This window comes from Gammaproteobacteria bacterium, from assembly GCA_013696315.1.
Lineage (GTDB): Bacteria > Pseudomonadota > Gammaproteobacteria > JACCYU01 > JACCYU01 > JACCYU01.
The window spans coordinates 1-13,473 of record JACCYU010000269.1; the positions used below are offsets into that span (position 1 = coordinate 1).

General features: G+C 59.0%; 9 protein-coding genes, 2 tRNA genes and 1 pseudogene. 4 read left to right on the forward strand and 8 right to left on the reverse strand.

Features of this window, described 5'->3' with window-relative positions:
• The 6 genes from treY to H0V34_15170 all read right to left on the reverse strand — a co-directional run.
• On the reverse strand, positions 1-1,903 hold a 1,903-nt coding region (treY, locus tag H0V34_15145; protein MBA2492955.1), incomplete at its 3' end, for a malto-oligosyltrehalose synthase.
• Positions 1,900-4,125, reverse strand: a complete 2,226-nt coding sequence (gene malQ, locus H0V34_15150; protein ID MBA2492956.1) for a 4-alpha-glucanotransferase — start codon at positions 4,123-4,125, stop codon at positions 1,900-1,902. The genes malQ and treY, both read right to left, overlap by 4 nt.
• Entirely contained in the window at positions 4,125-5,957 is a 1,833-nt protein-coding gene (gene treZ, locus H0V34_15155) for a malto-oligosyltrehalose trehalohydrolase (protein ID MBA2492957.1), read from the reverse strand. The genes malQ and treZ overlap by 1 nt, the downstream gene beginning before the upstream one ends.
• Positions 5,958-6,110: 153 nt before the next feature.
• Positions 6,111-6,186: transfer RNA gene (locus H0V34_15160), tRNA-Arg, on the reverse strand.
• An 18-nt stretch (positions 6,187-6,204) separates the two neighbouring features.
• A tRNA-Ala gene (locus tag H0V34_15165) sits at positions 6,205-6,280 on the reverse strand.
• 616 nt (positions 6,281-6,896) lie between these two features.
• Complete coding sequence (locus H0V34_15170) at positions 6,897-7,265, reverse strand: hypothetical protein (protein MBA2492958.1); 369 nt, start codon at positions 7,263-7,265, stop codon at positions 6,897-6,899.
• A gap of 137 nt (positions 7,266-7,402) precedes the next feature.
• Between H0V34_15170 and H0V34_15175 the strand changes: the two genes are divergently transcribed.
• Both H0V34_15175 and lpxD read left to right on the forward strand, forming a co-directional pair.
• Positions 7,403-7,702 carry a PilZ domain-containing protein gene (locus H0V34_15175; GenBank protein MBA2492959.1) on the forward strand — a complete coding sequence of 100 codons (300 nt, stop codon included), beginning with the start codon at positions 7,403-7,405 and terminating at the stop codon, positions 7,700-7,702.
• A 61-nt stretch (positions 7,703-7,763) separates the two neighbouring features.
• A complete protein-coding gene (gene lpxD / locus H0V34_15180) occupies positions 7,764-8,810 on the forward strand; it encodes a UDP-3-O-(3-hydroxymyristoyl)glucosamine N-acyltransferase (GenBank protein ID MBA2492960.1) in 1,047 nt (348 codons plus the stop codon).
• A 1,063-nt stretch (positions 8,811-9,873) separates the two neighbouring features.
• On the opposite strand, the gene H0V34_15185 is transcribed toward lpxD, so the two are convergent.
• Positions 9,874-12,213 (reverse strand): DEAD/DEAH box helicase family protein, encoded by a 2,340-nt coding sequence (locus H0V34_15185; protein ID MBA2492961.1) that lies wholly within the window; start codon positions 12,211-12,213, stop codon positions 9,874-9,876.
• A gap of 43 nt (positions 12,214-12,256) precedes the next feature.
• On the opposite strand from H0V34_15185, the gene H0V34_15190 reads away from it, so the two are divergent.
• A complete protein-coding gene (locus H0V34_15190) occupies positions 12,257-12,655 on the forward strand; it encodes a type II toxin-antitoxin system VapC family toxin (GenBank protein ID MBA2492962.1) in 399 nt (132 codons plus the stop codon).
• Positions 12,652-12,870 (forward strand): prevent-host-death protein, encoded by a 219-nt coding sequence (locus H0V34_15195; protein ID MBA2492963.1) that lies wholly within the window; start codon positions 12,652-12,654, stop codon positions 12,868-12,870. Before H0V34_15190 ends, H0V34_15195 begins: the two co-directional genes overlap by 4 nt.
• Before the next feature lie 142 nt (positions 12,871-13,012).
• On the opposite strand, the pseudogene H0V34_15200 reads toward H0V34_15195, so the two are convergent.
• A pseudogene (locus H0V34_15200) lies at positions 13,013-13,348 on the reverse strand (restriction endonuclease subunit S).
• Between the last annotated feature and the right edge of the window lie 125 nt (positions 13,349-13,473).

Genomic DNA, 13,473 nt, shown 5'->3' on the forward strand with positions numbered 1-13,473 from the left:
GCTTGGTATCGTGCGTGGTGGTAGCCAGCATGGCGTGCGGCCAGGTTCTGGCGCGCTCGCGACCATGATGATGAAAGGCGCTGACAGAGATCCCGAACCGCGCCGGATCGCCGCCGACTTCATTGAGCGAAATCAGACGGTTGTAGTTGTACATTGCGGTGTCTTCGAGCCCCTTGGCCATCACCGGCGATGTGTACTGCTGGAACTGCATGGCGAAGGCGATCTGCGCCTTGGCAGTGGCCGCGTGATCCTCTGGCAGCTCTTTGAGCAACACCGCGCGGATAAAATCGAACACGCTGGTTTCGTCTGTCTGGCTGCGCTTCTTCGCCTGCGCCACTGCCCAGTCCACGTATTGCTTGTCCTGAGTGCTCAGATCCGCAGACGTGATGTAAGTGCGATAGACGGGAAAGCAGGCCACGACCTCCTGCAATGCGTCGCGCAGGCCGCTCAGGGTGTAATCGCGAGTACGCGGATCGGCCTCGCAGATGCGGCTCAAACGGTTGCCCAGCACATGCAGTTCGCTGGACAGCGAGCGGCGTATGATGCGGCGCTTGCAGGCGTACAGTAGATCGTCGAACCTGAGCGTGTGGCCGATGAAGCGCGCATACGTGCGGTCCAGCGGTTTCTGCCCGTCCTGATCGATGAACACGCCATTGACCAGATTGGTGAAGTCATAACCGCTGGTGCCCGCCACCGGCCAGTCGGCCGGCAGATGCTCGTGCGCGGCGAGAATTTTCTCGACCAGTACATATAGGCGCACTGGCGCAGTCTCGTCCGCGCCTGGCGCAACCGGGGCGGCGTCCTGTAGACGGAAAAAGTATTCGACCGGGTCGTGCAGCCCGTCCGGGTGATCGATGCGCAAACCATCGAGTTCGCCACGCGCCACCATGCCCATCACGAAAGCGTGTGTGGCCTCGAATACGCGCCGGTCCTCCATGCGCAGTGCGGCCAGATCGTTGATATCGAAGAATCGCCGATAGTTGATCTCGTCGGCGGCTACCCGCCAATACGCTACGCGATACGCCTGCGCATCGAGCAGGTGATGCATCAATTCAAAGCGTGTCAGACCCTGACCGGGGGCGTCGTGTTCGCCGTTGAACGCGCGCACGGTATCGGCGATTAGGCTCGTAAATCGCGGCCAGCGCGCACTCAGATCCGCCAAACGAGTTTTGAGAAAGCGCGTATCCCTTTGCCGTTCCTCAATTTGTTCAGGCGATGTTGCCGTGCGTTCCGGCAGATGCTCAAGCGCGGTGACGAGGCTTTGCAGTTCCGCGACGTGTTGCCCCTCGTCTATGGCATCTGCGTTTAGCTCGGACAATCCGAGCCTTAGAATCCGTGGATATTCGCGTGGATCGAGCGGCAACAGGTGTTCGAAATAGTGGACCGCAAATACGCCCTGCGCGGCTTTGAACGCCAGCTTAAGCTCGCCACGCTCCAGCACCGCGCCGTAGTGGTCGCCCAGTACCGGCAGTAAAACCTTGCCCTGCAGTGGGCGTTTAAGCGGCGACCAGTCGATGTCGAAAAAATCCGCGTACACCGATGCCGGTCCGTGCTCCAGCACATCCAGCCACCAGGCGTTGTCGCTGCCCATGATGCCCATGTGGTTGGGCACGATATCGAGTATCTGCCCCAGCCCTAAGCCTTGCAGCGTATCCGCGTAATGCCGGTGGTCGTCTTCAGTCCCGATTTCGGGGTTTATCGCGTTGTGATCGATAATATCGTAACCGTGCATGCTGCCCGGTCGCGCCTTGAGATAAGGCGACGCGTAACAGTGGCTTACGCCGAGTTTATGCAAATAGGGCGCGATTTCTACCGCTTGGCGGAAGGTAAACTCGCGGTTGAATTGCAGGCGGTAAGTGCAGCGCGGAACCTTCACTAATGGGCTGGATGCCGGATCGTTCATGAGCGGGACTTCTCGCTAGGCCTTCCGCGTTCCGCGTTGACGGCAGCGGCGATATTGCGCAACAGAGGATGCTCGTCGAAGTCTTCCAGCGGAACGCTCAGTTTGCGCTGCCAGTTAGGGTGCTCGTCAGTTGTCGCCGGCAGGTTGACGGCCTCCCGCTGCCCGAGCGCGTCCTCTATCTGCACCAGCATGAGCTGCGACGGCGTGCGCGCCACGAAACGGTGAATTGCGGTCGCCAGCTCGTCGGTCATGCGCGGTGACTGCCCGGAGTTCAGGGTCGTCGTGTTTTTGAGAATCTTCTCCTGCCGCAGCGCGCTCAACAATTGTGCGCGATCTTCGGCGCGCTCCTGCTCTTGTTGCTGGCGCAGCTCGTCGGTCGGAAAAAGGTCCAGCTCGGCGCGCACCTGGAGATCGACGTCTTCCCAGAACCCGGCGAGGGTAGGGAGGTCATGCGTGCTGATCGCCGCCAGCGCCTGTGCGGGATATTCAACAGGCGGCTTGAAGCGGCCGTCGTCCTGCTTCTCGAAATACATGACGCGATAGGAGAGCACGCCGCGCGGCGTCAAGCCCTCGCGCACTTCGTCCGGCACCGTGCCCAGATCCTCGCCGATAATGAAGCACTGGTTGCGCTGGCTTTCCAACGCCAGAATGCCAAGCAGGTCGTTCAGCGGATAATGCACGAACGCGCCATCGGCGGCCGTCGCGCCGGCGGGTACCCAGTACAGCCGCATCAGACCCATGACGTGATCGATGCGCAGCGCGTGCGCATACCGCATGTTGTTCCGCAAGGTGGCGATGAACAGCGCGTAGCCGGTATCCGTGAGTGCGATCGGGATCAGCGGCGGCAGTCCCCAGTTCTGTCCCTTGAGGTTATACAGATCGGGCGGCGCGCCAACGCTCGCGCCGGTCGCGTAGACGCGCTGATGCGCCCACGCTTCCGCGCCTTCTTGATCGACCCCGACCGCCAGATCCAGGTAAAGCCCAAGACGCAGGCCGGCCTCGCGCGCACGCTCAACGGCGGCTGCCAGTTGCGATGCAACCTGCCATTGCAGATACAGATAAAACTCAATCCTGTCGGCATGCGCGGAGGCGAATGCTTCTACCGCGGGCGAGGCCGGATCGCGGTACTCGGGCGGCCACGCCGACCAGCCGAGCAACGGCGGCTGCTGCGCGCTGAAATGTGCCTGCAGCGCCTCGAACAAGGCATGGTAATAAAGCGGCTCGCCGCCTTGTTGCTTAAACTCCCGGAAAGCCGCCGCACGTTCGCTATCCGTGACTAGCGCCTCTTTCTGGAAATTCGCAAACAGCGCTTCGAGAGTGGGAAACTTGACTGCCGCCACGCCTGGATAATCAACCCGCTCACGCTCGCGCAGTGCGAGCAGACGCTGTTGAAAATCGGCTTCGCTTACGGACTGACGCAGCGAATCGTTGCCATCCAGTTCAATAATCTTGTCAATATCAAGATACAAACTATTGAAAAAGAGGCGGCTTGACGGGCTGTAAGGGCTGCGGTGTGCGGGATTATGCGGGAACAATACGTGTAATGGATTCAGGCCCAAGGCGTCGGCGCCGAGGCGCGCGGCGTGATCGATCAGAGCGGTCAGATCCGTGAAATCGCCAATGCCCCAGTTTCGCTGTGACCTGATCGCATAAAGCTGAGTCGAAATTCCCCACGCGCGTCCGCCATTCTGCAGCGCGGGTGCGGCATGACAACGGCTCGGTGCGACGATCAAAGTCATGTTCGCCAGTTGATCCTGATCGGCATCCGCGGGGGCGAGCGCGAACAGATGATAGCCGGGCTCCGGCATGAACGGCAGCGGGAATGCGCGGCGCTGATACTCGATGCCATTGAGGGTATGCCGGCTTAAGGCTTCGAGCGTCCGCGGGTCGATGGTGCCCTCGTGGATGCGGCCATGCTCTTCAGTCAGGCGCCAGTTCAATGCGGTCGTGTACGTTGCGGGCAGATTCAGCGCGATGCGCGGCGACATTTCGTGTGCGTGCACGACCTGTACAGCCGACAACGGTCGCCGCCATGCGCGCGCCTCCAGCTCTGCTATCGCCGCGTCGCGATGGTGGCATTCCTTAACCGCAATGCCCATGCTCGCCAGCAGAGCTTGCAGCGTTGTTGCGGACACCTCGCGCCGTTTGTCCCATACGTCGTAAAAATGCGGCTGTATGCCGCAACGTGAGGCCAGCTGCAAGACAGGGTCATTATCGGGCACTATTTTTCCAGAAAACAGGCCACCGACCAAGACGGCATCAACCCCGCGGCGAGTTCTGAAAGGTGTACACCTGCCGTCATGAACAGCGGATCGCCGTCCGGCTGGCCGATATCCTGGATAATGTCAGCGCCCAGGTTGGCAACGATGCTCAGCCGGGCGCCGTCGCCTAGCTGCCAGTGCACACACAGGCCGGTGGGAGGGTAGGTATGAGTTCCAGCGCCTGCTGCGTGAGCGCCACGCAGACGCGGTGTGATTTCCCGGTGCCGCACATCCAGTAAACGACGATGAAACTTCAGCCACTCGTCGTGTGGTTTGAGCTCTAGCTGCGTCCAGTCGAGGATGGCGCTTTTGTAAGTCTCGAGCGCGCCAGGATCCGGAATGCGATTGCGCGTGGCCGGGTTCTTGAATTCCGGAAAAGCCGCGAACTCCTGGCGGCGTCCTTCCTTGACCTTGTCGGCCAGCTCGCCTTCGAAATCACAAAAAAATGGAAACGGCTGGTCGCACGCCCACTCCTGACCCATGAACAACAGCGGTGGCATGGGCGAAAGCAGCAATATCGCCGTGACGGCGCGTAACGCTTCGGGGCTGGCCAGCACCCCGATGCGCTCGCCAAGCGCGCGGTTGCCGACCTGATCGTGATTTTGCAGAAAATTGACGAAAGCGGTCGGTGGTAGATGACTACTCTTCTCGCCGCGCTTTTTTCCTTCGCGGTACGCCGAAGCTTCGCCCTGATACACGAAACCCTGCGTCAGCCCATGGGCCAGGCGTTCGATCGGACGGTCTGCGTAGTCGGCGTAATAGCCGGCGCGCTCACCGGTGGCTACCGTGTGAAACACATGGTGCATGTCGTCGTTCCACTGGGCGACATAGGCCTGCGGCTGTCCCGTGTCGTCGCGCTTTAGAAAACGCGCCGCGTTATCGTCGTTCTCTAATACCAGATGAATGTGGCGGTGTTTGCCCGGACCTGCCTGTACTGCCTGCGCCAGCTCGACGAGGATGTGCGGTTGCGACGCGTCGGCGATGGCGTGCACGGCGTCCAGACGCAGTCCGTCGAAGTGATATTCTTCCAGCCAGTAAAGCGCGTTATGGATGAAGAAATCGCGCACTGCACGACTTTGCTCGCCGTCGAAATTGATCGCGGCGCCCCAGGGCGTCTTGTATCGTTCGGTGAAAAAGTCCTTGGCGTAGGCGTGTAAATAGTTGCCGTCCGGGCCAAAGTGGTTGTAAACAACGTCCAGAAACACCATCAACCCCTTCGCGTGCGCGGTCTGCACCAGATGCTTGAGATCATCGGGCGCGCCATAGCGGCTGTCAGGCGCGAACGGCAGCACGCCGTCATAGCCCCAGTTGCGCGTGCCCGGGAAATCCGCCACCGGCATCAGCTCGACCGCCGTCACACCCAGTTTCATCAGATAATCGAGATGTTGCTCAACGGCATTGAACGTCCCTTCGGACGTGAAGGCGCCGACGTGCAATTCATAGAATACGGCGTCTTCCCACGGGCGCCCGCGCCAGTCCACGTCCTGCCAGTCGAAGCCGCGCGGATCGATGATCTGACTGGGGCCGTGCAAATCGTTGGGCTGGTAGCGCGACGCGGGGTCAGGGACGCGCAGGTCGCCGTCGATCCGAAACCGATACAGGCCGGGTTCTATATACTCAGCCTCAAGGCTGAACCAGCCGTCATTTGCGGAATGCATGGCGATGCCGCGCTCGGCCTGATCGGCGCCCAGACACAACTCAACCGAGTCCGCACTCGGCGCCCACAAGCGAAAACGTGCATGGCCTGGGCCGATGATCTCGGCGCCGAACGGCATGTCGTGTAGACGATGCATCATGTTCTAGACTCCTTAATGCAACCACCGCAACGCTTGAGTCTGGCGAGGATACTTCGTACGCAAATCTGGTTGTAGTTTTTACTATCAGGAGACCATGCCGGTTCCCGCTAATGAACCGGAACCCAACGCAGGGCCAGGGACCGGGGTCCTTGGCGCCCCGGGCAGGAATCGAACCTGCGACCTGCCGCTTAGGAGGCGGCTGCTCTATCCCCTGAGCTACCGGGGCAAATGATGGAAAAAGCTATGGTGGAGCCGAGGGGGGTCGAACCCCTGACCTCTGCATTGCGAACGCAGCGCTCTCCCAGCTGAGCTACGGCCCCCAACAGTCACTTCACTCATACTTTTGCCGGTGCGATGGGCGACGATCTAGACGTTTCCGTTCAGTAATGGCTTGCCAAACGAAGGTCGCGGCAGACAGTGTGTTCGCCGCTACTTCGGAATCTGCCGGCATCGATACAGCATGAGTAATAACCCGTCGGGATTCTAACTGGCAATGGCACAATGCTCCAGTCCCCGCTGGCAATACGCGAGCGATATATGCGAAAAGTCCGGGCTGCGCGCCTCGAGTCAGGAGAATCAGTTTTTGGGCGGGATCGCTACAATGAAGTAGATCCCCTGTAACAGATGCATAAACGATGACCCCGCCAGTCGGCGGGGTCTTTGAAGGGACAATGGAGAGCAGGATGCCGTGCTTTGAATTCGTGAGATAAGCCAGGCATCAATGCCGCCACAACAACAAACCGAGGCTCGCGATGATGACGCCTGATGCCAGCAAAAGATTAATTGTCATTAGTGATTCCCGTCGCGTGATATGTGTGTCACGCAAGCAACTATGCCACATGGGTTTTTTACCATGCACGGTAGCTGCGACGAGCGCTTGCAACCGGCCGATGAGAGGATCGGGTTGGGCGCGACTTCCGTCCCAAGCCGCCGGGTCTAAGGGGAATCGGCCGGATAACGCCAGCTTTCTCTCTCAATTTTGAACTGGAGTTCCTGGCTGCGTTGTGGTTGCAATGATTGTGGAATCGGACGGGTCGGGGTGCCCACCGGCTCTGACAGACCTGAAGAAGGACGCGGTCGATCCAGCGAACGGTTAAGCAATTGCCGCTGATTGAGGCGTTGACGCCAAAGTTGCCGATCAAGCCGCTGCCGCTCAGAGCGCGACAAATCTTCCAGCGCCTCAAGTTTTCGCCGGTATTGGCCCTGCTGCTGTTCCAGCGTCTGCGAACTACGTTGTGGATGTAGTTCCATGTGGAGATCTTGCGCATTGGTGTCGCTGATGGCGGTGCTGATTGTGGCTACCACGAGCACGCGCCCCCACATGCATTTCAACTGTGAGCATTGCGAATCCCGGATGGCAGGTTTTGTGCGCATGTTCCCGTATAGTGCCAGATTCGCTTGTATTATAGTTACCCAGGTGGTTTGTCCAGCGGAGTCAAGGCATGATTGAGCGCCGTCAAAGTGAACGAAAACCAGTCGCCGCTCTGGTATATTTGTGCGCCGCAGGACAACGCTTTCGGCGTTGCAAGGCCAGTGACCTTAGTGCGGGTGGCACCTTCATCGAGTTGGAGCCTTTTGCGTTGCGCAGGGGGCGCAAAGTTCAACTCGTGTTTGTATTGGCAGCGGGCGCGACAATCAAACTCCACAGACTACAGGCCGTGGTCGCGCGAGTCACCAGGACGGGCGCCGGTATGTCGTTGCACAGCAAACTGCCACGTCGCCGCGTCGGGATAATGCCTTAGTGATCTTCTCAGCGCGCACGAGAACGTATTCATGGTCAATTTGATCAAGCGAGAGATTTCATTGAAGGCAAGTTTGCGGGAATTGCGTGATCGATTCGGAGGGACAGTAATTGGAGACCCGGGGGTCAGTATAAAAGGGTGTGCCAGTCTTGAGACGGCGGGCACAGGCGATATTGCCTTTGCGGAAGCCGCACGTTACCGGCCGCAGGTCGAGACGGGCGGCGCCTCGGCGTATCTCGTAACGGAAGATTTTCCTGATATTCCCGGCAAAACGATGTGGGCGATAGCCAGGCCGCGGGAAACGTTTATCCGTTTGCTGACCTATTTTCATCCGGACCAGCAATACGCACCAGGCGTGCATGCCAGCGCCGCAATTGCCGCCAGCGCGCAGCTCGATCATACCGTATCCATATGTGAGTACGTGGTTATCGGCGAGGATGTGCGTATCGGTCGCGGCACGAGCATCGAGTCGGGCGTGCACGTGGGGCGTGGCGTCACCATCGGAGAAGACTGCAGGATCGGCCCGAACGTTTCACTAATGGGCGGTGTAAGGCTAGCAAATCGCGTCACCGTTCACGCCGGCGCAGTAATCGGTGGCGACGGCTTCGGCTATCTCTGGATGGATAACCGGCATACGAAGGTGCCATCGCTGGCGTCGGTACAAATCGATGATGACGTAGAGATCGGCTGTAACGTATGTATCGATCGCGCAACTTTCGGCATGACTCGAATTCGCCGCGGCGCCAGGATCGACAATCTTGTACAGATCGGCCACAACAATGACATCGGCGAAGATGCGATCATTGTCTCGCAGGTTGGGCTCTCAGGCACCGTAAAAGTCGGCAAGCGAGCGGTGCTGGCGGGGCAGGTGGGCGTCGCGGATCATATTGAGATCGGCGAGGGTGCAACAGTGGCGGCCACAAGTGGCGTCACCAAGGACGTGCCGCCTGGTGACACCGTATGGGGTTATCCAGCGCGATCGATACGCAAAGCGTGGAAAGAGCTTGCGCATCTCGCGCGACTTCCGCAACTACTGCGCCAGATCAAAGTCCTGGAAACGCGCGTAAAAACGCTCGAAGAGCAGACAAACAAGCCTGACAGTTCTTGATCCCGTGGCGAATTTCGACATTTCGACATTGCCAGGTTCGATCGCAAGTATGTCGGCACCCAAAGAACTCTTATGGAACCGTGATTCTACGATGCGGCAGCGTTAATTTCCGCTTCAAGAATGCACAAAAGATCCAAATAAAAGAAAACCCAGCTACGAGAGCGGGGTTTTTTTAGTGATTCGAGCGCCCATCCGTGAGCGCTTTGTCCTCCCTGATGCTTGGCTTCTTCCCTGGTCTTTGTCGCCTTCCTTGGCTGGCGGCGCCTGCCTTGCCGCCCGAGTTCAGACACTAAGCGCGCCGCTACAGGAAAAACAGACATCGACCGACGAAACGCCCCAGTCTGGCGATAGCTCAATCGAAAGTCGCACATGTCGCGCATTCAGGGCAGGACTTATGGTGACGAACACGGCTTGCCCGCTATAGACGCGGCGCGCGATTAGCCACGGATTTGAAGACGACCTGATGCGGGCGGTGTCGAGAGACGCTAGGCTGTACCGGCCCCTAACACGCGTAGTCGGGACACCAGAGGGTAATTCCTCCCGCTCTCGCGCCGTTTAGCTCTTGGGGTTGGACAAGGAATGAATGGAAGGCGGCCCATATAACCCGGTAAGCCAGGCCGCCGCATCGCATATCGGTTTTAGACTTTGCCCCTCTACCACTTTCCGAAGAATCTCCTGCTTCCGAGGGAGAAGCAAATGCTTCACCCCGTTCAGCACGACAGCTTCTTTGTTAAGTACTTATGCAACACTCTATAATCGTTGCGCTCTGTTGGTAATGACGCCATTGACAGCGCGCAAATAACTCACGTTTATCGCAGACTCTGACATCAAGAGGGCGACTGAGGCAGAATTCATCGTCTTGGGAGCGACGTCGCCACGAAAGGGCAGTCCGGCGTCCGCGCAGGTGACGCATCTGGCGCACAAGCCGGTCGGTGCGAAATGCGTGATACTGCCGCTGACGTAGACCGTCACCCGCCCCGCTACGCTTGGCAGGCCACGGATGAATGTCTGAGTAGATCATGATCAGCTCGCCATTCTCATGGCCCGATTGACGATAGAGGCATCACGGTGCATCCGGCCGTTCATATAGATACCGCTGGAAGTCCACGAAAAGATCACGGATGTTCGAGACGCCGCCAAGCTCGGCCGCCGCGTCACTCACGCTGTGATACTTGATCTCCAGCAGGCTGCCCAGCTTGTCCTGATCCAGCTCCCCGACGCCTTCTTTTTCGTATTGCGATAGCACGAAGTCGAGGAACGCCTGCTGTTTGTAATCATACTGTGAATAGCTGCGCGCCTTGCAGCGAAACACGCGCGCCTCTCGCGTCATGGTCGGCAGCTTGTACGCGACGTACGCCAGCACGTCGAACAGGTCACTATTTTCCGCAACGACGATTTGCTGAAGCTCCGCCAGTTGCGTCCACCCGTAACCTTTCTCGGCCAGGCTTTCCAGCAGCGCCTTGCGCGTACCCGGCCGGCTCCAGATTTCGCGAAGCTCGTCTTCGTCGCGGAAAAGCTCGGGCAGGTCGCTGAACATGCGATCCATAAATTCCGCCGACGACAGCGGCCTGCCGTCCGGACCCCAGAAGCTCGTCGCCATCATGTGTTGGATGGTGCGCTCCTTGCCGTCCGCGAGTTTGATTTTGATCTTCCTCCGCGGGCGCTCATCGTCTTCATCCTCGCCAGTCGAATCGGACTCGTCTGTTTGCTCCTCCTTTTCGTCCTCGACTATTTTCGGTCTCGGCGCCGGCTCGATCGGTTCGCCGTCCCATTCGGGATCGTTGAAGTGCTCGTAGGCTTTCACGAAGTCGTAAATCGTGAAGTAGTCCTTGCCATCGAAGAGCCGCGTGCCGCGCCCGATGATCTGCTTGAACTCGATGATGGAGTTGATCGGCCGCATCAGCACGATGTTGCGCACGTTGCGCGCATCCACGCCGGTGGAGAGCTTCTGCGAGGTGGTCAGAATGGTCGGGATGGTCTTGTCGTTGTCCCGGAACGTCTTGAGGAATTGATCGCCCAGCGCGCCATCGTTCGCCGTCACCCGCACGCAGTAGTTCGGGTCGCGGATTTCCTTCATCTGATTAATGAGATCCCGCGCCGCCAGCGCGTGCGCCTGCGTCGCGCAGAATACCAGCGTCTTCTCGCGCGGGTCGATCTGTTCCATGAACAGCTTCACGCGGTATTTCTCACGCGCCATGATCTCGATCACGCGGTTAAAGTCTTCCTCGCCGTAGCGCCGGCCGGCGTCGATCTCGCCCTCGATCACCTCGTCATCGGTGGTGTAAACATAATCATCCAGCGTGGTGGCGATCTGCTTGACCTTGAACGGCGTCAGGAAGCCGTCGTTGATGCCCTCGTTCAGCGAATATACGTACACCGGCTCGCCGAAGTAGCGGTAGGTGTCCACGTTGTCCGTGCGCCGGGGTGTGGCGGTCAGCCCAAGCTGCACGGCGGGCGCAAAATATTCCAGAATGCCGCGCCAGTTGCTTTCGTCGTTGGCGCCGCCGCGGTGGCACTCGTCGATGACGATGAAATCGAAGAAGTCCGGCGGGTAGCTGCCGAAATTGGGCGATGGCCGGCCCTGCGCATCGGTGCCGGTCATGAAGGTCTGGAAGATCGTGAAAAAGATGCTGCCGTTGGTGAGCGCGCGACCCTTTTTGCGGATCTCGTCCGGCCTGATGCGCACCAGCGCGTCTTCGGAAAACGCCGCGAACGCGGAGAACTCGCTGTACGCCTGATCGGTCAGCGTATTGCGGTCGGCCAGAAACAGGATGCGCGGCCGCCGCGTCGGTTCCCCGCTCAGGTTCCAGCGGCTCTGAAACAGCTTCCAGCAGATCTGAAAGGCGATGGCCGTCTTGCCGGTGCCGGTCGCCAGGGTCAGGAGGATGCGCGCCTTGCCTGTGGCAATGGCCTCCAGCGCGTTTCTTGCGGCAATGTCCTGATAGTAGTGCGCCCGCCACGTGCCGCTTTTGTCCGCAAACGGCACGGCGGCGAAGCGGTCGCGCCATACGTTGTGCTCGGCGAATGTCAGATTCCACAGCGTGTCCGGGGCGGGATAGGCGTCTACGTACCCCTCGCGGCCGGCATGCATGTCGACCTGATAGATTCTTCGGCCGTTGGTGGAGTAGGCGAAGCGAACCTGTAGTTTCTCGGCGTATTTCTTCGCCTGTCCCAAACCTTCGGTATCTGCCGCATCGCGCTTCTTGGCCTCGATCACGCCGAGTTTGTGGTCTCGGTAGATGAGTACGTAGTCGGCCACATCACGCTCTCCGTGCTGCCCTGCGCCCAGCAGCCGGCCATGTGTGATCTGCTCGCGCCGCACGCGGCAGGCCTCGACCACGCCCCAGCCCGCCGCCCGCAAGGCCGGATCGATCAGCTCGGCGCGGGTTTCGGCTTCATTCATGCAACACCCCTTCCCTTGGCATGACTTATTGTACAATTGTCACATGAGCGTCGTCGCCGATACAAACATCTTTCTTGCCGTGGCTTTGGATGAGCCGGAAAAGACGAATATTGTTCGTGCGACGGTGGGCGCGGAGATCGCCGCGCCCGAAATCCTGCCCTATGAAATCGGCAATGCGCTTACGGCCATGGTTAAACGCCGGCAGATCGAGGCGCGGCGTGCTCACGACACTTACGAAGTAACGCAGCAGATTCCCGTTCGCCTTCTGGCCGTTGATATCGGCAGCGCGCTCGGCATTGCGCTGCGTTTTGACATTTATGCTTACGACGCCTATTTCCTGGACTGCGCGCGGACGCTGTCCTGTCCACTCGTGACGCTGGATCAGCGAATGCTGCAGGTTGCCAGCGAAATGGGCATCAAGACATTGGAGCTGGCACTATGAAAGTGTTCACCTATTCGCAAGCGCGCCAGAATCTGGCCATGCTTCTCACCCTGGCGCAAACCGAACCCGTCCGGATCAGACGCAAGGATGGTTCGGTTTTCGAGCTACGCGCGGAGCGCAACACTGAGAAGTCGCCCTTCGATGTTCTCGGCGTCAAGTCCGCCGCGACAACTGAAAACATACTCGATGCGGTGCGGGACTCTCGTTCGCGCTGACTGACGCCATACTCGACCCACTGACAGTCTAACGTCCGGTCCTTCGCCAGATGCTTGCGCCGCACGCGGCTGGCGTCGACAAGGCCCCAGCCCACCGCCCTGAGCACGGGATCGAGCAGCTCGGCGCGGGTTTCGGCTTCGTTCATGCGATAGCCTCTTTCAAGGCTTGCTCAGGCTTCGACGTGAGTTCACCCGCGAAGGCTTTTTGCAGGATGGATTGTTTTAGTTCGACAAAGCCACGGAGTTTATGTTGGTAGGTCTCTTCGAGGAGTCGGATTTTATGAGAAAGGGACTTGAGTTTCTCGACTATGGTTTGTTGCTCTGGTAGAGGCGGTAGTCGGAGCGGCAACTCTTTGATGATGGCCATATTTAATCCAGACATGATCGACCCCTTTGCGGTCAGGAATTTCTGTGCCGTCGGATGATGGAGAAAATAAGCATGTAGAAATTCGGGTAAGCATTGGCTGCGATCCAAGCTATTGAGACTTGCATAATAAGTTAACGATTCAAAGCGACAATTCGGCTTGTTGGCAGAAGGCTCGTATCAAGGTCGAGCGGCGCTGCATGGAGGCGAGCCGTCGCCGGGCGAAGTGGGTAAGCTGT

Coding starts and splice junctions, on each gene's coding strand:
- treZ (MBA2492957.1), bottom strand. CDS start 5,957: ATGCATCGTCTACACGACATGCCGTTCGGCGCCGAGATCATCGGCCCA.
- H0V34_15175 (MBA2492959.1), top strand. CDS start 7,403: ATGATTGAGCGCCGTCAAAGTGAACGAAAACCAGTCGCCGCTCTGGTA.
- H0V34_15185 (MBA2492961.1), bottom strand. CDS start 12,213: ATGAATGAAGCCGAAACCCGCGCCGAGCTGATCGATCCGGCCTTGCGG.
- H0V34_15190 (MBA2492962.1), top strand. CDS start 12,257: ATGAGCGTCGTCGCCGATACAAACATCTTTCTTGCCGTGGCTTTGGAT.
- H0V34_15195 (MBA2492963.1), top strand. CDS start 12,652: ATGAAAGTGTTCACCTATTCGCAAGCGCGCCAGAATCTGGCCATGCTT.